The sequence below is a fragment of the Streptomyces sp. NPDC001401 genome (assembly GCF_042895385.1).
Lineage (GTDB): Bacteria > Actinomycetota > Actinomycetes > Streptomycetales > Streptomycetaceae > Streptomyces.
The window spans coordinates 249,362-274,659 of sequence record NZ_JBIAWI010000001.1; the positions used below are offsets into that span (position 1 = coordinate 249,362).

Annotated in this window: 24 protein-coding genes; 11 read left to right on the forward strand and 13 right to left on the reverse strand. The window is 70.5% G+C overall.

From position 1 onward, the window contains the following. Positions 1-835: 835 nt before the first annotated feature. Together ACFY10_RS01180 and ACFY10_RS01185 are read left to right on the forward strand one after the other, a co-directional pair. On the forward strand, positions 836-1,315 hold the full coding sequence (locus tag ACFY10_RS01180; RefSeq protein ID WP_390662911.1) for a DUF1772 domain-containing protein: 480 nt from the start codon (positions 836-838) through the stop codon (positions 1,313-1,315). Between the two features lie 176 nt (positions 1,316-1,491). Then, positions 1,492-2,979, forward strand: coding sequence for a glutamate synthase subunit beta (locus ACFY10_RS01185; RefSeq protein ID WP_390662912.1), 1,488 nt, complete (start codon positions 1,492-1,494; stop codon positions 2,977-2,979). Here the strand turns inward: ACFY10_RS01185 and ACFY10_RS01190 are convergent. Continuing rightward, the gene (locus tag ACFY10_RS01190; protein ID WP_390662913.1) at positions 2,945-3,514 is read right to left on the reverse strand and encodes a carboxymuconolactone decarboxylase family protein; all 570 of its coding nucleotides are present in this window, start codon (positions 3,512-3,514) and stop codon (positions 2,945-2,947) included. The genes ACFY10_RS01185 and ACFY10_RS01190 overlap by 35 nt on opposite strands. Positions 3,515-3,561: 47 nt before the next feature. Here ACFY10_RS01190 and ACFY10_RS01195 point away from each other — a divergent pair, with 47 nt between their 5' ends. Beyond that, positions 3,562-5,019 carry a PLP-dependent aminotransferase family protein gene (locus ACFY10_RS01195; protein ID WP_390662914.1) on the forward strand — a complete coding sequence of 486 codons (1,458 nt, stop codon included), beginning with the start codon at positions 3,562-3,564 and terminating at the stop codon, positions 5,017-5,019. Between the two features lie 28 nt (positions 5,020-5,047). On the opposite strand, the gene ACFY10_RS01200 is transcribed toward ACFY10_RS01195, so the two are convergent. Together ACFY10_RS01200 and ACFY10_RS01205 are read right to left on the reverse strand one after the other, a co-directional pair. Beyond that, positions 5,048-5,302, reverse strand: a complete 255-nt coding sequence (locus ACFY10_RS01200) for a DUF397 domain-containing protein (protein WP_030933216.1) — start codon at positions 5,300-5,302, stop codon at positions 5,048-5,050. Then, the gene (locus tag ACFY10_RS01205) at positions 5,303-6,163 is read right to left on the reverse strand and encodes a helix-turn-helix domain-containing protein (RefSeq protein WP_390662915.1); all 861 of its coding nucleotides are present in this window, start codon (positions 6,161-6,163) and stop codon (positions 5,303-5,305) included. It lies immediately after the preceding gene. Positions 6,164-6,391: 228 nt separating this feature from the next. Here ACFY10_RS01205 and ACFY10_RS01210 point away from each other — a divergent pair, with 228 nt between their 5' ends. From ACFY10_RS01210 to ACFY10_RS01220, 3 genes are all read left to right on the forward strand, one after another. Further along, positions 6,392-7,039, forward strand: coding sequence for an ATP-binding protein (locus ACFY10_RS01210; RefSeq protein WP_390662916.1), 648 nt, complete (start codon positions 6,392-6,394; stop codon positions 7,037-7,039). Then, entirely contained in the window at positions 7,030-7,470 is a 441-nt protein-coding gene (locus ACFY10_RS01215) for a hypothetical protein (protein ID WP_390662917.1), read from the forward strand. Before ACFY10_RS01210 ends, ACFY10_RS01215 begins: the two co-directional genes overlap by 10 nt. A 327-nt stretch (positions 7,471-7,797) precedes the next feature. Then, positions 7,798-9,654, forward strand: coding sequence for an ABC transporter ATP-binding protein (locus ACFY10_RS01220; protein ID WP_390664109.1), 1,857 nt, complete (start codon positions 7,798-7,800; stop codon positions 9,652-9,654). 21 nt (positions 9,655-9,675) lie between these two features. On the opposite strand, the gene ACFY10_RS01225 is transcribed toward ACFY10_RS01220, so the two are convergent. Beyond that, the gene (locus ACFY10_RS01225) at positions 9,676-9,861 is read right to left on the reverse strand and encodes a hypothetical protein (RefSeq protein WP_390662918.1); all 186 of its coding nucleotides are present in this window, start codon (positions 9,859-9,861) and stop codon (positions 9,676-9,678) included. Between the two features lie 165 nt (positions 9,862-10,026). Then, entirely contained in the window at positions 10,027-10,716 is a 690-nt protein-coding gene (locus ACFY10_RS01230) for a DUF899 domain-containing protein (RefSeq protein WP_390662919.1), read from the reverse strand. A gap of 175 nt (positions 10,717-10,891) precedes the next feature. Between ACFY10_RS01230 and ACFY10_RS01235 the strand changes: the two genes are divergently transcribed. Next, a complete protein-coding gene (locus ACFY10_RS01235; protein WP_390662920.1) occupies positions 10,892-11,590 on the forward strand; it encodes an SDR family oxidoreductase in 699 nt (232 codons plus the stop codon). 32 nt (positions 11,591-11,622) lie between these two features. Here ACFY10_RS01235 and ACFY10_RS01240 read toward each other — a convergent pair whose 3' ends face one another. The 3 genes from ACFY10_RS01240 to ACFY10_RS01250 form a co-directional block, all read right to left on the reverse strand. Then, positions 11,623-12,792 carry a cytochrome P450 gene (locus ACFY10_RS01240; RefSeq protein ID WP_390662921.1) on the reverse strand — a complete coding sequence of 390 codons (1,170 nt, stop codon included), beginning with the start codon at positions 12,790-12,792 and terminating at the stop codon, positions 11,623-11,625. A gap of 25 nt (positions 12,793-12,817) precedes the next feature. After that, positions 12,818-13,033 carry a hypothetical protein gene (locus tag ACFY10_RS01245; protein WP_390662922.1) on the reverse strand — a complete coding sequence of 72 codons (216 nt, stop codon included), beginning with the start codon at positions 13,031-13,033 and terminating at the stop codon, positions 12,818-12,820. 115 nt (positions 13,034-13,148) lie between these two features. Further along, positions 13,149-14,501, reverse strand: coding sequence for an amidohydrolase (locus tag ACFY10_RS01250; protein WP_390662924.1), 1,353 nt, complete (start codon positions 14,499-14,501; stop codon positions 13,149-13,151). A 137-nt stretch (positions 14,502-14,638) separates the two neighbouring features. Between ACFY10_RS01250 and ACFY10_RS01255 the strand changes: the two genes are divergently transcribed. Then, complete coding sequence (locus tag ACFY10_RS01255; RefSeq protein WP_390662925.1) at positions 14,639-15,592, forward strand: endonuclease/exonuclease/phosphatase family protein; 954 nt, start codon at positions 14,639-14,641, stop codon at positions 15,590-15,592. A gap of 50 nt (positions 15,593-15,642) precedes the next feature. Here the strand turns inward: ACFY10_RS01255 and ACFY10_RS01260 are convergent, their stop codons facing one another. Both ACFY10_RS01260 and ACFY10_RS01265 read right to left on the reverse strand, forming a co-directional pair. Next, on the reverse strand, positions 15,643-16,608 hold the full coding sequence (locus ACFY10_RS01260; protein WP_390662926.1) for a hypothetical protein: 966 nt from the start codon (positions 16,606-16,608) through the stop codon (positions 15,643-15,645). Positions 16,609-16,697: 89 nt separating this feature from the next. Further along, the gene (locus ACFY10_RS01265; protein WP_390662927.1) at positions 16,698-17,471 is read right to left on the reverse strand and encodes a class I SAM-dependent methyltransferase; all 774 of its coding nucleotides are present in this window, start codon (positions 17,469-17,471) and stop codon (positions 16,698-16,700) included. 167 nt (positions 17,472-17,638) lie between these two features. Here ACFY10_RS01265 and ACFY10_RS01270 point away from each other — a divergent pair, with 167 nt between their 5' ends. Next, the gene (locus ACFY10_RS01270) at positions 17,639-18,853 is read left to right on the forward strand and encodes a sensor histidine kinase (RefSeq protein WP_390662928.1); all 1,215 of its coding nucleotides are present in this window, start codon (positions 17,639-17,641) and stop codon (positions 18,851-18,853) included. Further along, complete coding sequence (locus tag ACFY10_RS01275) at positions 18,850-19,494, forward strand: response regulator (protein ID WP_390662930.1); 645 nt, start codon at positions 18,850-18,852, stop codon at positions 19,492-19,494. Before ACFY10_RS01270 ends, ACFY10_RS01275 begins: the two co-directional genes overlap by 4 nt. 24 nt (positions 19,495-19,518) lie before the next feature. On the opposite strand, the gene ACFY10_RS01280 is transcribed toward ACFY10_RS01275, so the two are convergent. Continuing rightward, on the reverse strand, positions 19,519-20,184 hold the full coding sequence (locus ACFY10_RS01280; RefSeq protein ID WP_390662931.1) for a TetR/AcrR family transcriptional regulator: 666 nt from the start codon (positions 20,182-20,184) through the stop codon (positions 19,519-19,521). A 478-nt stretch (positions 20,185-20,662) separates the two neighbouring features. On the opposite strand from ACFY10_RS01280, the gene ACFY10_RS01285 reads away from it, so the two are divergent. Further along, complete coding sequence (locus ACFY10_RS01285) at positions 20,663-21,874, forward strand: RICIN domain-containing protein (RefSeq protein WP_390662932.1); 1,212 nt, start codon at positions 20,663-20,665, stop codon at positions 21,872-21,874. A 170-nt stretch (positions 21,875-22,044) separates the two neighbouring features. Here the strand turns inward: ACFY10_RS01285 and ACFY10_RS01290 are convergent, their stop codons facing one another. Further along, a complete protein-coding gene (locus ACFY10_RS01290; RefSeq protein WP_390662933.1) occupies positions 22,045-23,925 on the reverse strand; it encodes an FUSC family protein in 1,881 nt (626 codons plus the stop codon). A 597-nt stretch (positions 23,926-24,522) separates the two neighbouring features. Beyond that, complete coding sequence (locus tag ACFY10_RS01295) at positions 24,523-25,254, reverse strand: hypothetical protein (RefSeq protein WP_390662934.1); 732 nt, start codon at positions 25,252-25,254, stop codon at positions 24,523-24,525. Positions 25,255-25,298 lie beyond the last annotated feature (44 nt).

The window sequence follows — 25,298 nt, forward strand, 5'->3', positions numbered from 1 at the left end:
CGGTCCACGAAAGGCCGGGGCCGTTGATGGAGGGCCGGGGTCGGTTGGCGAAAGGCCGAGCTCGGTTGGCGAAAGGCCGAGATCAGGTGGCAAAGGGCGCGGGGCCGTTGACGCAAAGCAGGGAACCGTTGACGAAGGACCGGCGTCGGCCGACGAAAGACCGAGGCCGGTGGGCGAAAGACCGCGGTCAGTTGGCGAAGGGCGCGGGGCCGTTGACGCAAAGCAGGGAACCGTTGACGAAGGACCGGCGTCGGCCGACGAAAGACCGAGGCCGGTGGACGAAAGACCGAGGCCGGTGGACGAAAGACCGCAATCAGTTGGCGAAGGGCGAGGGCCGTTGACGCAAAGCGGGGGACCTTTGACGGAGGACCGCGGCCTGCTGGCGAAGGGCTGTCGGCGGAAAGCCGAGATCAGTTGGAGGAAAGCCGAGATCGATGGGCAAAGGGCGGGAGCCGTTGACGCAAGGTGGGGGTCCGTTGGCGAAGGAGCGGGATCGGTTGACGAGGTGCCGTGGCCCATTGACGAAAGACCCGGGCCCGTCGGAAAAGGATCCGGGCCCGTCGGAAGAAGTCACTGAACCGCTGGCGACAGACCCAGGCGCATTGGCACAAGGCACGGATCCCGTGGCGATAAGCCCGGGTCCGCCGGCGAAGGGAGATCGGGCGGCAGGCGGCGGGCCGGTGTGGTATTCGCGACCGCCGACCGCTGGATCATGGCTGGACGCTCGCGCATGTGCCCGCGTTCTTCGGCCATGGTCACTGTGCTCGTACGGGAATTCACTTGTGGTGACGGGAGGTGCCGGGGAAGATCTCGGCTCGACGCGGGAGTTGACGACATGATCGATGGACCGTATTTCTGGCTGACGGTGCTGGGTGTGCTCGGGACCGGCCTGGTGGCCGGGGTTTTCTGCGGCTTCTCGACGTTCGTGATGAGGGGGCTCGCCGAGCTGCCGCCCGCGCAGGGCGTGGCCGCGATGAACGCGATCAACGTGACCGCGGTGATGCCGGCGTTCATGCTCGTGTTCGTGGGGTCGGCAGTGCTGTGCGCGGTGCTCGCCGTGGTGACGTTCGTGCTGTGGCCGGACGACGGGAGGGTGGCGCTGCTGGTGGGCAGCGCGCTGTATCTGTTCGGCTCGTTCGGGGTGACCATGGTCGCGAACGTGCCGCGCAACGATGCGCTGGCCAAGCTGGACCCCGGCACCCCGGAAGCGGCCGCGTACTGGCCGTCGTACATACGCGAGTGGACGTTCTGGAATCACGTGCGGATGGTCGCCTCGGCCGGCTCGGCGGTGGCGTATGTGCTGGCGCTGACCTGAGAGAGCTGAGAGGGCGCTGAGAGATTCCGGGCGGGCGCTGGCAGAATCCTGAGAAGGGTGGGGCGGAAAGCGCTGTCCGTCCCCTCTGCGCAGATGGCCGGGGAGTCGTATCGTGGCCGAAAGAGTGCCGCCCGATGACGCACGGCTCGCCGTACGCGTAGGCAAGGAAGCCGGCCATGGCCGATCCCAAGGGATTCATGACCACGCCTCGCCGGGAGTGGCCTCGCCGTCCGGTCGAGGAGCGGGTCCGGGACTGGGACGAGGTCTACGTCCCCGGGGCGCTGCTGCCCATCATCAACAAGCAGGCGGACCGCTGCATGGACTGCGGCATCCCGTTCTGCCACGAAGCCTGTCCGCTCGGCAATCTGATCCCCGAGTGGAACGACCTGGTCAGCCGGGACGACTGGCGGCAGGCGGCCGACCGGCTGCATGCCACGAACAACTTTCCCGAGTTCACGGGGCGGTTGTGTCCCGCGCCGTGCGAGGCGGGGTGTGTGCTCGCCATCAACCAGCCCGCGGTCACCATCAAGAACGTCGAGGTCGCCATCGCCGACCGGGCCTGGGAGCTGGGGTTCGCACCGCCGCGGCCGCCGGACCGGCTGTCCGGGCGGACCGTCGCGGTGATCGGGTCGGGGCCGACAGGGCTGGCGGCGGCACAGCAGCTGACGCGGGCCGGGCACACGGTCGCCGTGTACGAGAAGGACGACCGGCTCGGCGGGCTGATGCGGTACGGCATCCCCGAGTTCAAGATGGAGAAGCACCATCTCGACCGGCGGCTGGAGCAGATGCGGGCCGAGGGGACCAAGTTCCGTACGTCGACGGCGGTCGGGCGGGACATCGGGGCGGCGGACCTGCGGGCGCGGTACGACGCCGTGGTGGTCGCGACGGGGGCAACCGCGTGGCGCGAACTACCCGTACCAGGGCGGGAGTTGGCCGGGATACAGCAGGCGATGGAGTATCTGCCGCTGTCCAACCGGGTGCGTGAAGGGGACCTGGAGTCCTCCCCCATGTCCGCCGCCGGGAAGCACGTCGTCATCGTCGGCGGCGGTGACACGGGGGCGGACTGTCTGGGGACCGCGGTGCGTGAAGGGGCCGCGTCCGTCACGCAGTTGGACATCTACGCCCAGCCCGGCGCCGAGCGCGACGAGGACGCCGAGCCCTGGCCGACGTACCCGAAGATCTACCGGCTGTCGGCCGCGCACGAGGAGGCCCGGGATCTGGAGACGGCGCCGGCGGCGGACGCGGACGCGCGGCTGTTCGCTGCGTCCACGCTCCGCTTCACCGGCGACGAGAGCGGGCATGTGCGGTCGCTGCACCTGGTCGAGGTGGACGCGGCGCGCCGCGCGCTGCCGGGCACCGGGCGGACGCTCCCCGCCGACCTCGTGCTGCTCGCGCTCGGTTTCTCCGGACCCGACCGGGAGGACGGGCTCGTCGACCAGCTGGGGCTGTCGATGGAGCCTCGCGGGACGATCACCCGGGACGCCGGGTTCGCGACGAACGTGCCCGGCGTGTTCGCGGCCGGGGACGCCGCACGGGGGCAGTCGCTGATCGTGTGGGCGATAGCGGAGGGGCGGGCGGTGGCGGCGGCCGTCGACCGTTATCTGACGGGGAGTTCGCAGCTCCCGGCGCCTATTGGGCCGTACGACCGCCCGATGACGGTGTAGAAACCGTCGGCCCGTCCTGACGGCGCCGCTCGTCCGTACCCGCCACCTTGCCCGTCGAGATCGCCACCCGGTTCCAGGTGTTGATCGTGAGGATCAGGGCGAGCACATGGGCCAGTTCCTGCTCGTCGAAGTGGGCCGTGGCCTGCGCGTAGACCTCGTCCGGGACGCCGCCGTCGGCCACCAGCGTCACCGCCTCCGTGAGGGCGAGAGCGGCCTGTTCCCGCTCGGTGAAGAAGTGGCGGGCCTCGCGCCAGACGGCCACCATGTGCAGCCGGTCCTCGCTCTCGCCGGCCTTGCGGGCGTCGCCCGTGTGCATGTGCAGGCAGTAGGCGCAGTGGTTGAGGTGCGAGGCGCGGATCTGGATCAGTTCCACGAGGGCCGGGTCGAGGCCCTCGCGGGCGGCGGCGTCGAAGCCGATGAGGGCGCGGAAGACCTTCGGGGCGGACTTCGCGAAGTCCAGGCGGGTCTTTTCGGCCACAGCCGCGGCTACGGGGATGTCCGTCGTGCTCGTCGTGTTCACCGTGTTCGTCGTCATGTGCTTCAACCTACGCAGTAGAAAGACCCACGTTAGGGTGCATTTTCATGGCGAAAACATGGGTCAATTCCGCTGAGCGGATCGGGGCGGACCTGCATCTCGAGCTGGCCGAGGCAGGGGGGCGGCGTGCCGCGCTCATCGGGGCGTTGCGCGAGGCCGTACGCGATGGGCGGCTCGCTCCCGGCACCCGGCTGCCCCCGTATCGCTCGCTCGCCGCCGACCTCGGTGTCGCCCGCAACACGGTGGCCGACGCGTACGCGGAACTCGTCGCGGAGGGCTGGCTGACCGCCCGTCAGGGCTCGGGCACCCGGGTGGCAGACCGTGCCGAACCTCTGCGCCATGCGGAGCGGGCACCGAGAAAGTCACCTCCACGCGCCCGTGGCCCTCGCCACGATCTGCGCCAGGGCACCCCGGACGCGTCCGCGTTCCCCCGTGCGGCCTGGCTCGCGTCCTATCGGCGGGCCCTGCAGCAGGCGCCCAACGAGGTGTTCGGTCCCGGTGATCCCGCCGGCCGGATCGAGCTGAGGGAGGCGCTCACGGAGTATCTGGCACGCGCGCGTGGTGTACGCACCGAGCCGGACCGGATCGTGATCTGCTCCGGTTTCGCGCACGGACTGCGGCTGCTCTTCGGCGGCCGGGACCGGGTTCTGACCGGGCCGCTGGCCGTGGAGGCGTACGGGCTGCCGTTCCACCGGGAGCTGCTCACGGCCGCGGGCGTGCGGACCGTACCGCTCCCCCTGGACGAACAGGGCGCACGCGTCGACCGGTTGGCGCGGGAGCGGGCCGTCCTGCTCACGCCCGCGCACCAGTTCCCGACCGGGGGACCGCTGCACGCGGAGCGCCGGGCCGCGGTGGTCGACTGGGCACGCGCGCGTGGCGGGGTGGTGGTGGAGGACGACTACGACGGGGAGTTCCGTTACGACCGCAGGCCCGTCGGGGCGGTCCAGGGGCTGGACCCCGAGCGGGTGATCCTCCTCGGCTCGGTCAGCAAGAGCCTTTCGCCGGCCGTGCGGCTGGGCTGGATGGTGCTGCCCGGGCGGTACGTCGACGGCGTGCTGGCGGCCAAGGGCGAGCGCGAGGCGTGGGCGAGCGTCCTCGACCAGCTGAGCCTTGCCGACTTCATCGTCTCCGGCTCGTACGACCGTCATGTGCGGCGCATGCGGCAGCGCTACCGGAGCCGCCGCGACCGCCTCGTCGCGGCGCTCGCCGCGCACGCCCCGCACATCGAGGTCACCGGGGTCGCGGCGGGGCTGCACGCGGTGCTGCGACTGCCACCCGGCACGGAACGGTCCGCCGTCAAAGCCGCCGCCTGGCAGGGCATCGCACTGGACGGGCTGGCCGAATTCCGGCACCCGACAACGGACATGGCGGCCCAGGACGGTCTGGTCGTGGGGTACGCGACGCCCTCCGAGCATGCGTACGGGGCGGCGTTGGAGGCACTGTGCGGGGTGCTGCCGCCGCAGGCGGACAGCGGCGGGCCGGTGTCGATCCCAACCATTAATTGACGATTCATCACTTTAAAACGACAACACGTCATGACAGCAGGAAGTCCGCCTCCCCCGCCTTGGCACCCTCGATGAACGCCGTCATCTCGTCGGTGGTGTAGATCAGCGCCGGCCCGTCCGGGTCGGTGGACTGGCGGACGGCGATCCGGCCGTCGGCGAGCTTCATCGCCTCCAGGCAGTTGCCGCCGTTGCCGCCGCTCCACGGCTTGAGCCAGCCCTCGCTGCCCAACTCCCGCGCGGGCATGCCGTTGTAGACGTGTTTGCGCGGCTTGATGCGATCCATTCACAGCTCCTTGCGGAGATCCTCGAGGATCTCCTTCGTGCGATGTGCCGTAGCGGCCTGCGCCGCCATGCGGTCCATGACCTCGAGGTGGGCCGCCACCTCGGCGCGCGCGTCGAGATAGACGGCGCCGGTCAGGTACTCGCTGTAGACCATGTCCGGCAGTTCTGACATGGCAAATCGGAACAGCACGTAGGGCCCGTACGTGCCGGGGTGCGGCCCGCCCGCGAAGGGCGCGACCTGCACGGTCACGTTGGGCAGCTTCGTGGCCTCGAGCAGTCTGTCGATCTGGGCACGCATCACCTCCGGGCCGCCGACCGGGCGGCGCAGCGCGGTCTCGTCCATGACGGCCCAGAAGCGCGGCGCGTCCTGACGGGTGAGCAGTTCCTGGCGTTGTATGCGCAGGGCGACATGGCGCTCGATGTCGTCGGGGCTGGTCTGGCCGATCGCGCCCGACCGCAGGACTCCGCGGGCGTAGTCCTCGGTCTGCAGCAGGCCGGGGACGAAGTGGGGGTCGTAGGAGCGGATGAGGCTCGCGGCGCCCTCGAGGCTGACGTACATGGAGAACCAGCCGGGCAGGATGTCGTGAAACCGCTGCCACCAGCCGGGCTTGTTGGCCTCCTCGGCCAGCCGCACGAAGACCTCGGCCTCCTCGTCGGAGACGCCGTAGGACTTCAGGAGCAGCTGGAGGTACGGGATTTTGAGGGCGACCTCGGCCATCTCCATGCGGCGGACGGTGGCGGGGGCGACACGGAGGACGCGGGCGGCTTCCTCGCGCTTGAGGCCGGCGTGCTCCCGCAGGTCCAACAGACGGCGGCCGAGGACGACTTGACCGACCGTCGGCGCGGACCGCGGTTCGCTCACCCTCCACCTCCCGTGGCCGCTGAGAATCCAAAAAAGCATGCTGACAGCCATACGGCGCCATTCGAAGACCTATTCGAAGATCTGTACGGTTTCGTACGGGTCTTCGTTGATCCCAACTGGCGCCGCTTGACGTGCTGTTGCGAGCAGTGTGCCACGGCCTTCCACAACGTCACAGGCACTCTGCAAATTTCAGAGTGACACTTGCCAAGTGTTCACGCCGGGGCGATAGTGGCAAGCGTGATTCCGTCCGCGCCCTTAGGAACAGACGCCGCCGAAGGCCGCCCCCACAGCCTTGGTGCACGCCCTGACGGGGCCGTTGCCGAGCGCCGGTTCCGCTTCGAGCTGGCCGCACACCCGGCTTCTCCCGCGCAGGCCAGACGTCTGACGAGGGCCCGGCTGAACGTCTGGTCGGTGTGCGAGGACATCTGCGACACCGCGGCTCTGGTCATCTCCGAGCTGGTCACCAACGCCCTTGTGCACACGGCGAGCAGCCACATCGTCTGCGAGCTGCACGACGGCGACGAACTGGTGCGCATAGCCGTACGTGACGAGGGCTGCTCTCCGGGCGCGCCCCATGCGTCGCGGGCGCGACCGGAGGAGGAGCACGGGAGGGGATTGCTCCTCATCGACGCGCTCTGCGACGCATGGGGCGCCCATGAGCACGGTCCGGGGCTGCTGGTCTGGGCGGAGCTGCCGCGCAAGGCTGTGCTCCCGGCCGGTCCCCACCATGACTGCGGGCCCTGCAACGACCTGGGCTGGGGAGCCAGGCCCAAGCCGGGCCCGGCAGGCGGTTCGGGCGACGAGGACGAGGCGGCCGCGGCACACGGTCGGGACACACGGCAGGGGCACCACGGGACGGGGGCCGCATGGCGGTGAGGGCTGCGTCCGGCGGCCGGGTGCTGAGCCTGGACACGCTGGTCCGCCTCCGGCGCGGACTGCACACGCCGGGCACGCCCCGGCGGCTGCCCGTGCCGGACGGTATGACGGCCCCGATGGGCTGCGACGCGGTGGCGATACCCGCCCGCTTCGGCCCGCCGGTGCTGTCCCGGCTGCCGCGCGTGGGGTGCGTGTACGCCGATGCGGCGCACTGGTGGTGGCTCGTCCCGTCCGACTCCGACTACGCACTCGAGTGGCCGACGCCCGCGCAGTACGCCGCCGGGGCGCTAGTTCCGGACGCCCCGGCGGTCCCCGACCTCATCCACCGGCCGGCCGGCACACTCCCCTACACCCCGCCGATCCCGCTGTACCTGGCGCTGTGCCGGGTGACGGGGACGACCCCGACGTGGTCACGGCCGGCCGTCGCATGACCGCCGTGATTGCGTAAACATCGCGTCCTTGCAGGGCGTACGCCCGCGCGCTCGCCCCTCTCCGACATGCGCTCTCCCCCGAAGGACCCGGCCCCGAGATAGTGGCCGTTCGTCGACGTGGATCGGGGGAGGCCGACGGTGGCGGAATCACAGGGCTCGGGTGGGCGGGAGAAGACGCAGGGCTCGGGTGGGCGGGGGAAAGCACAGCGCTCGGGTGGGCGGGGGAAAGCACAGCGCTCGGGTGGGCGGGACAAGGGGCGCGGCGAGGGCACGCCCGAGGTGTCCGAGTCGGAACGGCTGCTCTTCGGCGGGCCGTTGCGCTACGACTTGGGCTGGAACCAGCACCGGGACGCGTTTCTGGAGCTGAACTTCCGGGCGATGGTGACGCGGCTGCCGGCCCTGCTGGGGTCGAGTTTCCGGCTGGCCTGGCAGGCCGACCGGCGGGCGGCGCGGATCGTGCTGGCGGCCGAGGTGGGCCGGGGTGCGGCGCAGGCGGTGAGCCTGCTGGCCATGAACAGCGTGCTGGGGCGGCTGATCAGCGGCGGTTCGATCGGGGACCGGCTGCGCGATGCCGTCCCGGTGCTGGCCGCCATGGCCGCCGTGGCCCTGCTCGGAGCGGTGCTCAGGGGTGCGTCGACGTATGCGACCGGACGCCTTGAGCCCAAGGTGGAGCGGGTCGCGACCGAGCTGTATCTGGAGCGGGCGGCGGCCGTGGAGCTGGCCGCGATCGAGGACCACGCCTTCCACAAGCTGCTGGACACCGCGCAGTACGGCGCCGGATCGGCGCGGCGGATGATCTCGTACTCCACGCGCGTGGTGAGCGCGCTGATCTCGCTGATCGCGGCGGCGGGCGTGCTGACCGTGCTGCACCCCGTGCTGCTCCCGCTGCTCGCGACGATGACGCTGCCGACCGCGTGGAGCGCGCTGACGAACGCCCGGCGGCGCTACGAGTCCTGGCACACCTGGGTGCAGCACGCCCGGGCCGGCTATCTGCTCAGCGGCCTGCTCACCGAACCGGCCGCGGCGCCCGAGATCCGGGTGCACGGTGTCGGCCCCTTTCTGCTGCGGCACTATCACGCCATGTCGGAGACGGCGGAGGCCGAGCAGGCGCGGCTGGCCCGGCTGGCGGCGCGCACCGGGCTGATCGCGGCGGCCTGGACGGGCCTGGCGAACGTGGCGACGTATGCGACGCTCGGCGGGCTGCTGCTCGCCGGGGCGATGGCGCTGTCCGTGGCGGGTACGGCGGTGATCGCGATCCGGACGGGCTCGTCGAGCCTGGACAACCTGGTCGTGGCGGTCAACTCGCTCCACGAGGACGCCCTGTTCGTGGGCGATCTGCAGAAGCTGTACGTCGAGGCGGCCGAGCGGGCGATCCCGGTCGGCGGGGCCCCGCTGCCCGAGGACCCGCGGGAGATCCGCTTCGAGAACGTCACGTTCAGCTACCCGGGCGAGTCCGCCCGTCCCGCTCTCGACGATGTCACGCTCACCCTCCCGTTGGGCCGGATCGTGGCGCTGGTCGGTGAGAACGGCTCCGGCAAGACAACCCTGATCAAGCTGCTCGCGGGCCTGTACAAGCCGGACGGGGGCCGGATCCTGTGGGACGGTGTCGACGCGGCGACCGCGGACCGGCACCAGCTCGCCGAACGGGTCGCGATGGTGGCCCAGGACTTCAAGCGCTGGCCGTTCACGGCCCGGGTCAACGTGGCCATCGGCCGCTCCTCGGCACCCCTCACCGAGGAGCGCATGACCACCGCGCTCGCCGAGGCCGGCGCCGAGGACGTGGTGGCCGATCTGCCGCGCGGCCTGGACACCCTGCTGGCCCGCCAGTTCAGCGGCGGCCACGAGCTGTCCGGCGGTCAGTGGCAGCGGCTCGGCGTTGCGCGGGCCGCCTACCGGCGCGGCCGGATCCTGGTCGTGGACGAGCCGACGGCGGCCTTGGACGCGCGGGCCGAGCTGGAGGTCTTCGAGAAGATCCGTGCCCTGGCCTCGGCCGGGCAGACCGTCGTCCTGATCACCCACCGGCTGGCGTCGGTGCGCCACGCGGACCTGGTGCACGTTCTCGACCAGGGCCGCCTCGCGGAGTCCGGCACCCCGGACGAGCTGCTGGCGAGCGGCGGTATCTACGCGGAGCTGTACTCGCTCCAGGCCGAGCAGTTCACGGCGCCGGTGCCGAAGGCGGGATGAGCCGACGCCGCTGCGGACCGGTCAGGCGACCGCGTCGGCGGTCGCCTCGCTGCGGACCACTACCAGGAACGCGTCCGTCGCAAGGTCCATGACGACCTCGGCGGCCAGCCCTTCCAGGCGCCGCGCATGCGCGAACTCCTCCGCCGGCCACGATCCCCGCGGCCCGCCCGCGGGAAAGCGTTCGAGCACTGTTCGCCCGTTCACCATCCTGCACCTCCAGAAAGCGTCGTACTTGTAGGAGTTAACGCCTTCCAGGGGCCGAACGCCTCGCTCAGTTGCCGGACTGAGACGTAGTTGACACTCGTTCACCGCGGAGTGTGAGGATCCGGTCACTTAGTGAAGATCCCCGCCACATATCGACTACTTTCTGTTTCATTCCTCGTACTCGTCGTGATACCGGACCCGCTCGCTGCCCGCGGGCGCCCCGAGCGAGGACGCGCGCCCCTTGGGCTCCTCCCACTCCTCCTGCCGGCCCAGCGCGGTCAGGTCCAGGAAGCTGGTGGTCGAGCCGAGCCCGTCCAGACCGCGCTCGTACGTCGAGTAGGTGTGGAAGACCCGCTCCCCGTCCCGCAGGAAACAGCTGACGCCGGGCCGCTCGACCCACTCCCCCTCGTGCTCCAGGGTCACGCCGAAGTCGCGGTTGAAGTCGCTGCCGTACGAGGAGTGCCAGGGCACCGTCCACCCCATCCGTGCCTTGAACGGCAGGATCTTCGTGTACGGGGCCCGGGAGACGGCCGCGAAGGTCGTCCCCCGTGCCCTCAGATGCGCCAGATGCCCGATCTGGTCGAGAAAGCCCGAGCAGCTGCGGCAGCCGGCGTCCCACTCGGGCGCGAACATGAAGTGGTAGACGACAAGCTGGGGCCGCCCCTCGAACAGGTCGGGCAGGGTGGCCTTTCCGTCGCCGCCCTCGAAGACGTACTCCTTGTGCACCTCGACCATAGGCAGCCTGCGCCGCTCGGCATTGAGCGCATCACGCGCGCGCGTGGCCGCCTTCTCCTTGGCGAGCAGTTCCTCGCGTGCGGCACGCCACTGCTCGCGCGAGACGATCTCCGGAAGCGACATGGCCCCTCCTGTGCCCCTTCTGTTAAACGGTCCGTTCCGGGTAGTGACTGGAGGTGAGGGCGGAACTCATCGCTGCCGCGGAAGATTGTCGACGGAAGATGCCGGGAGGAGCCGGACCGTGCCTGATCGAATTGCAGGAAGGCTTGAAGGAAGGCTTGAGGGCAAGACCGCGATCGTGACCGGAGCCTCCAGGGGCATCGGCCGCGCGATCGCCGCCGGGCTCGCCGCGAACGGCGCGGCGGTCGCGGTCGGATACGTCAACAGCGAGGACCGGGCCCGCGAGACGGTGCGGGCGATCACCGAGGAGGGCGGCACCGCGGTCGCGATCGGGGCGGACCTGTCCCGCCCGGCCGAGGTCCTGCGCCTGTTCGACGAGGCGGAGAAGGCACTCGGCTCCCCGGACATCGTGGTCGCCAACGCCGCCGACGCGCTCGTCAAGCCGCTGGCGGAGTGCACGGAGGAGGACTACGACCGGATCTTCGACACCAATACCAAGGGCGTGTTCTTCACGCTGCGCGAGGCCGCACGCCGGCTGCGGGACGGTGGCCGGATCATCGTCACGTCCACCGGCGGGACGAAGATGTTCTTCACGGATACGTCTCTCTATCTGGGCAGCAAAGGGGCGGTCGAGCAGTTCGTACGGGTGCTGTCGAGGGAAGTGGGCCCCCGGGGCATCACCGTGAACGCCATCTCACCCGGCTTCACCGACACCGACCTGCTGCCGGACCGGGACCGCGAGGTGGCGGCCGGCATGTCGCCGTTCGGCAGGGTCGGCGCGCCGGGTGATGTGGCGGACGTGGCCGTGTTCCTCGCCGGCCCTCAGGCTCGCTGGGTGACGGGGCAGAACGTCGGTGCCGGGGGCGGCGTGTTCTGAGGTCTTCCGCAGGTCTTCCGGTTTCCGAGAGTTCAGTACGTCACCGGGAGCGCCGTCAGTCCGCGAGCGCGCAGGGAGCGGCGCCACCGCAGGTCTCCGTCCGCGAGCGCGAGTTCGGGGAAGCGCTCCAGGAGGGCGGCCAGAGCGATCTCGGTCTCCGCGCGGGCCAGCGGTGCGCCCAGGCAGTAGTGGATGCCGTGGCCGAGGGCGAGGTGGCCGGAGGCGTCGCGGGTCAGGTCGAGGCGGTCCGGGTCGGGGAAGCGGGCGGGGTCGCGGTGGGCGGCGGCCGGGGACACCCAGACCGTTTCGCCGGCGGGGACGGTGACGCCGCCGATGGTCACGTCCTCGACGGGGAAGCGCCGGATGGCGAGCAGCGCGGGGCCTTCGTAGCGCAGGAACTCCTGTACTGCGGCGGGGAGTTGGGTCATGTCCTTGCGCAGGTCGGCCAGCTGCTCGGGGTGTTGCAGCAGGGCGAGCACGGCGTTGCCGATGAGCTGGGCCGTGTTCTCGTAGCCGGCGAAGAGGATGAGGAAGGCGAGGGACATCAGCTCGTCCTCACTGAGCCGGTCGCCCTCCTCGCGCACGGCGATCAGGTCGGAGAGCAGGTCGTCGGCGGGGTGGCTGCGCTTGTCCGCGAGGAGCCGGGTGAAGTAGCCGAGCATGGCCACCACCGCTTCCTTGGCAGCCTCGGGGCGCGCAGCCGGATCCGGGGCGACGAGGGTGTCGGTCCAGACGCGGAAGTCGAGGCGGTGCTGGTCCGGGATGCCGAGCAGGTCGCAGATGACGATGATGGGCAGGGGCGCGGCGTAGGCGGCGATCAGGTCTGCGGTGCCGTGCGGGCCGAGCGCGTCGAGGAGTCGGTCGGCGGTGCGGCGGATCGGTGTGCGGAGCTGCTCGATGCGGCGGGTGGTGAAGGCGCGGCCGACCAGGCGGCGGATGCGGGTGTGGTCGGGCGGGTCCATGTTGAGGAGATTGGCGTCGAGCGCGGGCGGCAGGGAGAAGCCCTTGTAGGTGCCCGCGGTGGCATGCCGTTTGTCGAGCGAGAGCCGTGGGTCGGCGAGGGCCGCCCGTACGTCGTCGTAGCGGGTGACGAGCCACGCGGGGGTACCGTCCGGTCCGGCGATGCGGTGCACGGGCGCGGTGTCGCGCAGCCGCCGGTAGACGTCGTAGGGGTGGTCGAGGAGGCCGTCGGCGGGATCCATGGGGTTCAGCGTAGGGGGCCGGGGCTCAGGGGTTCGTCGACTGCGTTATCCCCTGGGCGAGTTGACCGACGACGTGGAAGACGCCCTGGCCGAAGGTGGTCGGGGCGATCAGCACGCCGAAGGCCAGGGCGAGAAAGACGGTCAGCCACGCGTCGGAACGGCTTCGGGCCAGCGGCTTGCGGCGTGCTCGCACGAAGATGACAACAGCGAGCAGCACCGCTACATCGATCGAGAGCTCCACCGGCCGACCTCCCTCAGACGAGTACGTCCCGGCCTTCCTGTGTAGCGTGAAACCACTCAGTGCGACTGCCCGGTCACCAGTGGTTGGCGCCAAAGCGCTTGTTCAGGGCTGGTTTCTAGGTCTTGTAATCCTGGATCCGGCGGCCATGGCCGCGGTCGAGGAGTGCGGGCATCCGCTCCCCCAACTCCCGTACGACCGTCGGGACATCGAGGGTGAGCAGCTGCCGGTCCCGCATCAGTACCCGCCCGTCGACGATCGTCGTCCGTACGTCGGAGGAGCGGGCGCTGTGCACGAGGGTGGCGGCGAGGTCGTGGACGGGCTGGGTGTGCGGGCCGGTGAGGTCGACGAGGACGATGTCCGCCCGCCGGCCGGGGGCGAGGGCGCCGAGGGTGCCGCCGAGGCCGACCGCCCGGGCGCTCTGCAGCGTTGCGTGGTGCAGGGCTTGACGGGAGGTCAGCCAGCGCGGGTCGCCGGTGGTCTGCTTCTGGATGAGGGCGGTGAGCGCCATCGACTCCCACACGTCCAGGGAGTTGTTGGAGGCGGCACCGTCCGTGGCGAGCCCGACGGGGACGCCGATGTCGTGCAGGGCGCGGACCGGAGTGGTGGTGGGCCAGGCGAATTTGAGGTAGCCGCGGGGCGCGGTGGCGACGGAGACGCGGCCGGTGGCGCTTTCGAGGACGGGCAGGTCGCGCTCGACGATGCCGGTGCCGTGCGCGATCAGGACGTCGGTGTCGAGGATGCCGGTACGCTGCAGGACCTCGATCGGGGTGACGCCGTGGCGGTCGAGGCTGACCTCGGTCTGGTCGCGGTTCTCGGCGGCGTGGATGTGGACGGGCAGGCCGTGTTTGCGGGCGAGTTCGGCGGTGGCGGTGAGGTCGGCGTCGTCGACGGTGTAGGGCGCGTGCGGGGCGAGGGCGGTGGTGATGCGGCCGCCGGCGCCGTCCCGGTGTCGTAGCGCGAACTCCAGGGATTTCTCCCGGCCTTGAGGGCCCTGGGAGGAGAAGTACGCCTGCCCGAGGTGGGCCCGGATGCCGCACTCCTCGACGACGGCGGCGACCGCGTCCATGGCGAAGTAGTGGTCCGCGAAGCAGGTGACGCCGCCGCGGATCATCTCGGCGCAGGCGAGCCGCGCGCCCAACTCCACATCCTTTTCGGTGAGGTTGGACTCGACGGGCCAGACGACGTCGTTGAACCACTCCTCGGTGGGCAGGTCCTCGGCGACGCCGCGCAGCGCGACCATCGGCGCATGGGTGTGGCAGTTGATCAGGCCGGGCATGGCGATCTGGCCGCGCGCGTCGATGCGCTCGGTCGCGGCGAGGTGCTCCACCGCGGAGGCGGCCGTCACCGATTCGACGGCCCCGTCCCGTACGACGACGGCGGCGTCCTCCTGGAAACCGACCCGTTCTTGGTCGTCGTGCACGAGGACGGTGCATCCGGTGATGACGAGGTCGGCGGGAGAGTCGGTCATGCCGCCAACGTACGACGCGGTCGTCCGGCGGCGTGAGCCGAACCGCACATCCTGTCCCGCCCGGTCGCGGAAACGGCCGGTCTCGGGGACCCTGTCCTCACCACAGCTCGCCGCACGGCTTCTGAAAGGGGCCCGGCATGCTCCTCGGCACCTGGAACCTGGAGAACCTGTACCGGCCCGGCAGCCCCTTCGGGCCCAAGGACAAGGCCGCCTACGAGACGAAGCTCGCCTCCCTCGCCGCCGTGATCACGGAGCTCGACCCGGCACTGCTCGGCGTGCAGGAGGTCGGCGAACCCGAGGCGCTGGACGACCTGGTCGGCATGCTGGACGGCGACTGGCATGTCGCGCTGTCCGGGCACCCGGACGGCCGGGGCATCCGGGTCGGCTTCCTCAGCCGTACGGCGGTGGAGGTGGTGGCCGACACGAACGCGTTCCCGGCGAAGCTGCGGCCCGTGCAGGAGGACGACTCGGGTGCGCAGGTGTCGGCGGCGGGGCGCGGCTTCCTGGCGGTCGAGGTCGCGACGGACTTCGGCCCGCTGCGGGTGGCCGTGGCCCACCTCAAGTCGAAGCTGCTGACGTATCCGGGAAACCGTTTCTTCCCCCATGACGAGGGCGAACGGGCCCGCTACGGCGCCTACGCCCTCTACCGGCGGGCCGCCGAGGCGACGACCCTGCGGGCGCTGGCCGGCGACCTGCTGGCCGGGGACGGCCGCGAACGGGACGTCGCCGTACTGGGTGACATGAACGACGAGGTGCAGGCGGCGACCACCCAGATCCTGCTCGGCCCGCCCGGCTCGGAGATCGGCACACCGGGCTACGACCGGCCCGACCAGGGCGATGCGGAACGGCTGTGGGACGTGGCCCCGCTGATCCCCGCCGAGCAGCGCTACTCCCGCGTCAACTCCGGGCGCCGCGAACTGATCGACCACATCCTGGTCAGCCACCGCCTGGTCCGGCGGGTGTCGGCGGCGGGGACGGGCCTTCCGGGCGACGGGACGCTGCGGCTGCCGTCGGTGGGACCGGATCCGGCGGACCGACGGGGGAAGCCGGGGTCGGACCATGCGCCGGTGTGGGTGCGGCTGGGGCAGTGACGGCGCCGGCAGGGCGCGCCCCAGGAGAGCACGCCCCGCCGCAGGGCTCGCTAGTCGTCCAGATGGGCGAGGAGCAGGTTCGGGTCCTGCTGGGTGAAGTACGCGGCGCTGTTGACGTAGACCGTGCTGCCGCACACGGCCAGGGAGGTCGGGTTGGACAGCCCGTCGCCCTGCGTGAGGACGACGGAGTGGGTGCCGTCCGGTCGCACCTCGACGACCTCGCTGTCGCCGATCAGGGCCGCGAGGACGGTGTCGCCGTACGGTTCGGCGAACGTGAAGTCGTCGATGTGGTCGAGCCCGGTGGCCCGGGTCTCCACCGCGCCCGCGGAGCCGTTCGGCCGTACGGGAATGCGCAGCAGTGTGCCCCGGTCGCTGTTGGACACCCATACGGCACCGCCGTGGACCTTCACACCGTTGGCACCGAAGCCGGCGCCCGTGACGGGGACCGGGTCGAGGGCGGTGTCCTTGGCCCACACGGTCGGCGTGCCCCCGGCCTGCGGAACCCGCCACACGATGCCCTGCGCCGAGTCGGCGGCGTAGAGCACGCCGTGGCGCTCGTCGAGGGCGAGGCCGTTGGGCAGTGCGGTGGTCGGCAGTTGCGCGATCTGCCGGGGCGCGCCGCCGTCGGGTGCGATGCGCCAGATGCCGGTCTTTCCGGTGCCGGTGGCGTAGTCGACGTAGAGCGTGCCGTCGTGGGCGCGGGCGATGCCGAAGACGGTCGCGGCCTTCAGGACGGGGGTGTTCGGGTTCGGCTCGTCGGGCAGGGTCGCACGGATCGACGTCTTCCCGTCCCGGGTGACATGGGCGACCTGCCGGGCGGAGGCGAAGGTCAGGTCGGCGGAGCCGTCGGGCTCGACGGTGATGTTCTCGGGCGACTGCCCTGCGGCGAGGTCGAAGTGGGCGACGATGCGGGGCTGGGACACAGTCAGCTCGTCTGCGGACGCAGGAGCGGTTGCGAGCACTGCTAAGGCGACGGCGGCCGTGGTGGTACCGACCAGGTGCGGGAGTCTGGGCATGATCCTCTCCTTGGACTGGGGCACGAAGGCACCAGTGTGCGGCGCGGGACAGGAACTGTCGTACGAATTTCGGTGGAGCGCCCGGGAGTTCACCCCGCGGTCACCCGGATCTTCGACTGCCCGTGCGGGAGTTCCTCCCAGTCGTCCATGAACCGGGCCCGCAGCCCGTGCTTCTCGGCCAGCGCGACGAGCGTCCCGGTGCGGTAGTAGAAGTCCTCCCGCAGCACGTGGTGTTCCTCGCCCTCCGTGCGGTCGAAGGTGAAGTCGAACCAGCCGCCCGGTGCGAGCACCCGCCCAACGCCTGCCAGGCATTCCTCGATGACGGGGAGCGGGGAGTGCGAGAAGACGCTGTGCGCGTGTACGACGTCGAATTGGGCGTCGGGCAGGAAGCGCAGCGTCAGATCGCGTACCGGTGTGAGGGTGGGCAGCCGCTTCTCCAGCCCCATCTCCACGACCGTGTCCTGCGCGGCGACGAGGATGTCCGGCGAGATGTCGATGCCGTAGTAGTGCCCGGGCTCCAGGTGCCGGATGAACCGCCAGCCGCCGCGCAGATTGCCGCAGCCGATCTCCAGCATGCGGTGCTCGGGCCGCAGTCCATGGCCGACGAGGTAGTCGAACTGCATGGCTCCCAGCGCCAGCCAGCGCTCCCGGTTGCGGCTGCCGACCGCCGCGTCCGGGTCGGCGCGGGTGTCGGAGCGCATCACGGCGCGGTAGTAGGAGATGTGGTCCGGGTGGCGGTGGCTCAGCCACAGGTCCCGGGCGGCGCGGGCCAGATGGCGGGGCACGCGGTCGGGGTGGCGCAGGGCGTAGGTGATGCGGTGGGTGAGGGCGGCGCGGTTGGCGGTGAGGTTCTTGGCGGGCATGGGGTCATTGCCTTTCCGAGGCGGTGGGGCGGGACTGCTGCAAGCCTCGGGGCGGCAGCACGGTGTCCGGCTCGGCCGACAGGCCCGGTTGCGCGGGAGGTTCGGGCGATCGCGATGTCAGCCGATCGGTTGATGCGAACCGAAGGGAGCCGCGTTAGACACGGAGCATGGACAACACCACCGATCCGGACGAGCGCCGGCTGACCGCGGTCGTGCATGCCGCGTTCTTCCTGCTGTTGTGCTCCTCCTTCGCGCGCTTCCTGTCCCGCGACCAGGGCGGGGCACGTACCGGATGGGTGTTGGCGCTGTTCGCGGCGTTCTTTCTGGTCTACGTCCTCGGCCACTTCCTGGCCCCACCCCCGCGCGCCGGGACCCCGCCCACCACCCGGCACCTGGTCTGGCTGGGGTCGGTCTCCGCGGTCTGGACCGCCCTGCTCGCCCTCGCGCCGAGCGCCACCTGGTGCGCGATGCCGCTGCTGTTCGCCGGGCTGTACGCCCTTCCACCACGCATCGCGGTGCCGCTGGCCGCCGTACTCACGGCGCTGGTCGTGGTGTCCGAAGTGCGGGTGGCGCAGGGCATGTTGAACCCGAACATGGTCGTGGCCCCGATCGCGGTGGCCGCGGTCGCCACGGCCGTCTTCGTCCATCTGCAACGCCAGGCGGCCCGGCAGCGCGTACTGATCGACGACCTGGTCCGCACCCGCCGCGACCTCGCGGCCACCGAACGCCGGGCGGGCGTCCTGGCGGAACGGCAACGCCTGTCCACCGAGATCCACGACACCCTCGCGCAGGGCCTGTCCAGCCAGCAGATGCTGCTGCAGGCCGCCGAGCGGGTATGGGCGACGGACCCGGAGGCGGCCCGAGCGCACCTCCACAAGGCAGCCGGCATCACCTCCCGCGGCCTCGCCGAGGCCCGCCGTTTCGTCCACGACCTGGCACCGGCCGATCTGGCGGAGCAGTCCCTGCCGGCGGCGCTGCGTCTGCTCGCCGAGCGGGAGAGCGGTCCAGGTCTGACGGTGGAGTTCCGGCTCGACGGCGACCCGGGCCGGCTCCCGGAGCGGGTAGAGGCTGCCCTCCTGCGCATCGCCCAGGGCGCCCTGGCCAACGTACGCGAACATGCCGCCGCGACCCGGGCCGCGCTGACCCTGACCTGCCTGGACGACCAGATCTCGCTGGATGTGGCGGACAACGGGCGGGGGTTCGATGCGACCGCGTCCCCCACGGCACCGGACCGGACCCGCGGCCACGGGCTGCCGGCGATGCGCATCCGGGCCCGGCAGTCGGGTGGCACCCTCACCGTGGAGTCGACGCCGGGGGAGGGCACGGTGGTGTCGGCGGCGATCCCGTCGGCGGTCAACACCCCGAAGGAGAAGGTCTCTTGAGCACGCACGGCAGTACGCCCGTCCGTCTCCTCCTCTGCGACGATCACGCGGTGGTACGGGCCGGCCTGCGCGCCCTGCTGTCGAGCGCCGACGGCATCGAGGTGGTCGGCGAGGCGGGCAGCGGCGAGGAGGCACTCGCCATGGCGGCACGCCTGCACCCCGACGTCGTACTGATGGACCTCCAGCTCGGCGAGGGCATGGACGGAGTGACGGCGACTCGTCATCTCACGGCGGTCGGTGAAGTGGCGCCCCGCGTCCTGGTGCTGACGATGTTCGACACGGACGCCGACATCACCCGCGCCATCGAGGCGGGCGCCACGGGGTATCTGCTGAAGGCGGAACGCCCCGACGAACTCTTCACGGCGATCCACAGCGCCGCATCCGGCCGTACGGCCCTGTCGGCGCCGGTGGCCGACCGCCTCCTGGCCCAGCTGCGCAGCCCGCGCCCGGCCCTCTCCGCACGCGAACACGAGATCCTCGGCCAGCTGGCCCGCGGCCTCGGCAACCGGGAGATCGCCCGGGCGCTGTTCATCAGCGAGGCGACGGTGAAGACCCATCTGGGGCGGATCTACGGCAAGTTGGGGGTGGAGACACGGGCGGGGGCGGTGGCGGCGGCGAAGGAGCGGCGGTTGCTGCAGTGACGCAGCCTCCTGGGGCCGGTTCGGTCAGCCGATCCGCTTGTGCCCACGCTCCTCACCCTCAGATTCGCCGAACAGTACTTGCGCGGCGACCTCCCACTCCTTGACCAGGTCGAATGTCTGCGGCGAGCGCAGCCACTGGATCTGCAGACCGTCCATCATCGCCACGATGTGCCGGGCCAGCGACTGCGGACGGTCGCTGAGATCCTCGGCCAGGGACGCGAAGGCAGCTATCGCCTGCTTTTGCCGCTTCACGAAATAGGTGTGTGCCGGATGGCTCGGCGCCAATGACTCGGCCTCGAGCACGGTGAAGAGCCGTACGATCTCCGGCTGCTCCGCATTGCGCCGCATTGTCGCCGAGCACAACTGCCGCAGGCCGACTCCCTCGGGGCCGCCGGCGGACCACTCGTCCGGGACCTCGTCCTCACCGACACCGAGTTGTGCGCGAAGCGACCGGGCATCCTCGACATCCCGGTGCTCCAGCACCGCGATGAGCAAACCGGTCTTGGAACCGACATGGCGCAGCACACCAGGAACGGTGAGCCCGCACCGATCGGCCACGTCCTGCATCGACAGCCCCCAGAAACCGCGATCTGCGATCAGTGCGGACGTTATGCCGATGATCTGGCGCCGTCGCTCGGCGGCCGGCATTCGTGGCCGGTCGCGCCGGTACGCGGGCACCCCTTCAGCCATGTTCGCCAGGACCTCTCCGCCAGAACCGTCCAGAACCGTCCAGTGGCTACCAGGGCGAATTAGTTAGTAGCTACTAGCCAGTGACTTATCCGGTACGGCACCCTAGCCCCGCTCGGACGCATCGGCAAGGGCCGTGTTTGACCGGTGAATTCATAGGGCCCCGAGGCGGACGCAAAGAGGCGCCGACCCGAAAGCGCAGGTCTGTTGACTTCAAAAGGTGAACGTACGCAGACCGCTTGACAGCCAATCAGCCTCGCTGGCTTCATGTGTCGCGGCGTGAGTGAGCTGGGCGAGCTCGCATGCCACGTACTGGTCCCGCCTCACAGGCGGCACTGTCAAGCCGTCTTGGCGCGATCCCCCGCATTTCCTTTCCGGAAGGTTCCGGTGTCGGCGCTCCGCATATGGGAGCGCTCCCATACCTCCGAGTCACCCCTACCGTCCGGGCCGCAGAAGCCGCCTGGCGATCGAAAGGATTCCCATGCCCAGACCGCGCAGGAAGCCGCGCCGTGAGGCTGCGGCGGTCGCAGCAGTCGTCACTGCCCTGTTCCTGGTCGCCCTCTCCCTGGCCGGCGCTTCGTCGGCGTCCGCGAACACGACCCTCTGCGGCAAGACCGACAGCATGAAGGTCTCGGGCGGCAAGTACGTCGTCCAGAACAACGAGTGGGGTGACTCGATCCCCCAGTGCATCGACGTGTCGGACGACGGCTTCAAGGTCACCACCGGCTGGCACGACGTGGGCACCAGCGGCGCACCGGCGGCATATCCGTCGATCTACGCCGGCTGCCACTACGGCAACTGCTCCAGCGGCAACGGCCTGCCGCTGCAGGTGTCGGCCTTCGGCAACCCGCAGTCCAGCGTCGACTTCTCCACCGCCGACGGCCAGTGGGACGCCGCGTACGACATCTGGTTCGACACCAGCCCCAACCCGTCGGGCCAGAACAACGGAGAGGAGATGATGATCTGGGCCAACCACTCCGGATCGCCCACACCCTTCGGCACCAAGGTCGGAACGGCGTGGATCGAAGGCGCCAACTGGGACGTCTGGTACGGCCGTCAGGGCAGCGGCGTCGCCTGGAACACCGTCTCCTACGTCCGCCAGCAGCCCACCAACTCGATCACGGTGAACATCAAGGACTTCACCAACGACTCGCTCAGCCGCGGCTATCTGTCGTCGGCGTGGTACATGACCAGCGTGCAGTTCGGCTTCGAGCCCTGGGTCGGCGGCCCCGGCCTGGCCGTGAACTCCTTCTCCTACGACTCCAACGGCTCCGGCGGTGGCGGTGGCGGTGGTGGTGGCGGTACGCCCGGCACGATCGCCGGTCAGCAGAGCGGCCGCTGCCTGGACCTGAAGGACTGGGGCACTGCCGATGGCACCCCCGTCCAGCTGTGGGACTGCGGAACCGGCTGGAACCAGAAGTGGACGCGGACCGGCGGCACCCTCGTCAACCCGCAGTCCGGCAAGTGCCTCGATGTGGCCGCCGGTTCCACGGCCAACGGCGCCAAGGTGCAGCTCTGGTCGTGCAACGGCACCGGCGCCCAGCAGTGGCAGTTCAACGCCAACGGCACCGTCACCAACCCCCGGTCCGGGAAGTGCCTGGACGCCGCCGGGTCCGGCAATGGCGGGCAGCTGCAGATATGGGACTGCTACGGCGGCGGTACACAGGCCAACCAGGTCTGGACGCAGAAGTAGCGCTGTCCCGGCACGGCCGGGCTCGGGTCCCCCTCCCGGTCGCACGGCTTCAGTGAGGCCGACGGCGCCGGTCGGCGCCCCGCAGCGGGAGCGAAGCTGCGGGGCGCCGACCCGGACAACACGTCAGCACTGCATCCGACTTCAGCACTGCATCCCGGCCCCTCCGCCCGCTACACGGCGTGGGGCAGCTCGGGCAGCCGTAGCCCCGTCCGCTCGCGATTGTGCTCCAACTCGTCCAGCAGTTCGGCGAGTTGCTCACGGTCTCGACGCGAGAGGCGTCCCGAGTCGTCGAGGTGCACGGCGCAGGCGGTGGTCGCGTCCACCAGCCGCTCCAGGGTGTCGACGACCTCGTCGGCACCCTCCGAGTGCCGGGCGAGCGCGGGGAGTTCGGCGGCGGCCAGCGCGATGGCGGTCCGGGCCTCGGCGAGCGTGCGGTAGGCCTCGCGGCGGAGGGTCCAGCGGGTGGCGCGGGAGTCGGGGGCGCTGATCGGGGTGCGGGACTCATGGAGGACGTGGGCGAGATAGGCGTGCGCGGCGCCGCCCGCGGCAGCGACCCGGGCCCGCACTCCCCCGCCCCGCTGCCCCGGCATCGGCAGATGCCCGACGATGAGCACGATCGCGCAGGCCAGCAGCGTCTCGCCGATCCGGCTGGCGGAGGCCTGAGGCTCCCCGCCGACCATCACCAGGGCAAGGACAAGCACGGTGACGACCGCGGTCTGGGCGGCGAAGTGCCGAGTGGCGACGGGGATGAGAGCACCGCTGACGGCCACGAGCGCGATCAGCCCTTCGGGCCGCGGCAGTACGGCGGCGAACCCGGCGAAGACGACAGCCCCCAGGACCGTGCCCGCCGCGCGGTTCAGCACCCTGGACGCGAGCGGCCCGAGGTCGGGCTTGACGAGGAAGACGGCGGTGGCGGGCAGCCAGTACCAGTGCTCGTGCTGGCCGTACCAGCGGGCGTGGTGCAGGGCCTGGGCCACGGCCGCGCTGGCCCCGAAGCACAGGGCGACGCGCAGGCCGTACTCACGTCCGCCGGCGCCGAAGGCGAGCCGGAACAGGTCCCGGGCCGACCGCCGGCGAGTGTGCAGGTCACCGCCGTCCCCCTGGTCGAAGGCGTCGGCAGCGTGCAGGAGGGCATCATCGAGGGCGCGCAGGGCGGGGGCAGAACGGTGCGGTGCGGGCAGCGGCCCGGTATGGATGTTCTCCCGTACGGCGGTGGCGAGCCGCCGGGGCCCTTCGGATGCCCGCCCGGTGACGGCCTCCCCGACCCAGGCGAGAGCGGTCGCGGCCTCTGCGAGAGGGAGGGCGGCGGCGTACTGCGCGTGCAGCCGCCGCTCGGCGGAGGAGGAGGCGTAACGCCGCAACCGGGGCCCGGCGAGGGCGTCCTGCGCATGGTCGAGCGCGGCGGTGAGCGCGACGCGACGAGCGGTAGCGCCGTCGGTCCCAACGGCATCGAGCAGATCGGCAACGGCCTCGTAAACGGCGGCTACGGCATCCCGCTCCCCGTCGAACCGAAAGTCACCGGCGATGGCACCGGGCGTGGGAAGGGCGAGGCGCAGCGCCAGCAGCCACCCGGCGCCCGCTAGGAAAGCAAGGGCCCTCAGCCATCCGGCCTCCGGAACCGGCATCCCGGCCCCGATCGCGGAGGCGACGAGCAACTGCGTACCGGCGCCGGAGGCGACAGGCCCGATGGCACTGATACCACCGGCGAAAAGCCCGATGCCGGTAAGGAGAAGGCTGAGCGAGACCGCTCCGACATGCTCGCCGGCATACGTCCCGACGAGCAGCCCGCCGGCTCCGGCGAGCGCGGGCACCCCGAGCCGTCTGACGGACGCCCGCCGACTGCCGGGCCGGTCATTGATCCCGGCGAGCATGGCGGCGATGGCGGCTACGACGCCGAGGGAGGTGCGCTCGAGAAGAACGGCGGCGACGAGAAGGGGCCCGGCGGCGAGAGCTCCTCGCACGACCGCGCTCCACGGAACCGGCCCACGCTGGGCACGGAGGGCGTGGGCGAGCCAGGGCGGTAGGACGGACGTTACGGCGGGGCGGGACACGGGGCTCCTGTCCGGACGAGGGCGGGGTGTGCCTTCGGGCGACGGTGGCCGGGCTGTGGGCTGGTGTGGTGTCCACGGTAGATCGCGTACTTGGAGGGATGGGAACGCTCGTATTTCTAGGATGTGACGATCGAAGGGAAAGGCGCGTTCTTTATGAACGCAATCCCGGTACGACGGCTGCGCGACCGCGGAAACGAAGGCGGACCCGGGGGCGTAGCCTGCCCCCGGGCCCTGTGATGCCGCCCATGTTCACACGCCGGCACGCTTGAGGGTCCAGGTCAGTCGTTATGTCGTCGCGTCCTGCCTTTGGACCACCGCACATCGAGCTGTGCGGACTGGACTTGAACCAGCATTTCGACGCCCTGGGGCCTGAACCCGGTCGATCCGGCGATCGACGGCGAATACTGAGTCTGGAGCGAGAGTCTGAGATTGATCGCGGTCTGCCTCTGCCAGTTGGGCTACCGCGGCAAGGGGATTGCTCTTGATGCCGCGAGGAGGACTCGAACCTCCACTGGAACCGCGCATTCACGACAAGCTTCAGCATCAGCTTGCGCTCTTCGCGCACCCCGGTCACAAGGGACCGGGGAGTCTTCGAGGCTACCCGAAGAGGTAGCCGAACACGGCGTCCCCGACCCTCTGATCGACGACGTCGACGCCGTTCGCCTCTTCCCTGGCGAACTTCACGGCCTGCTGCAACTTCTCGACGCGGTCGAGGAGTTCATTGACGCGACGGGCGGGAAGCGCACCGGAGAACTTCACGGTGGTCCAGTACCCGACGGGAATGTCCTCGTAGTAGACCTCGACCTGGGCCGGATGCTTCTCGGTCGCCTCGGCCTTCACATGATTCCGCGGCACCTTCTTCGTACGAAGCGTCCGTACGGGCTCGGTCTTCCAGGCATCGGTGGAGGGGTCCTGAACCCAGGACTCGGAAGCGTCGAGGACGGGCAGCTTCCGCACAAAGGTATTGAGGTCGACGAGCTGCTTCTCGAGGAAGAGCAGGTACGAGACGGGAACGTCGGCAACGAGCACCCGCCCGTCCACCTTCACATCGGCACGGGCAGCACAGTTGGCCCAGTCCTTGGTGGCGGTCACATCGAAAAGCCGGGTCAGAGTCGCCGCAGTCTCCCGCAACACGTCCTCAGCCTGCACCTGAACTCGTGTCGACTCGGGCGGCAGTTGCTCACCCTCCTCGTCCTTCGGCTGGTACGTACGCGAGATTCCGGCCAGCAATGCGGGCTTCTGCAGCCCGTGGTGAGCGGCCGTCAGGTCCTGGTGGGCCTTGGACTTGATGCCCTTCTCTACTGCGATGATCTGATTGAGTTTCGCCACGTCTGGGACGGTAGCAGCGGGAACTGGGGTTACTCGAATGATTA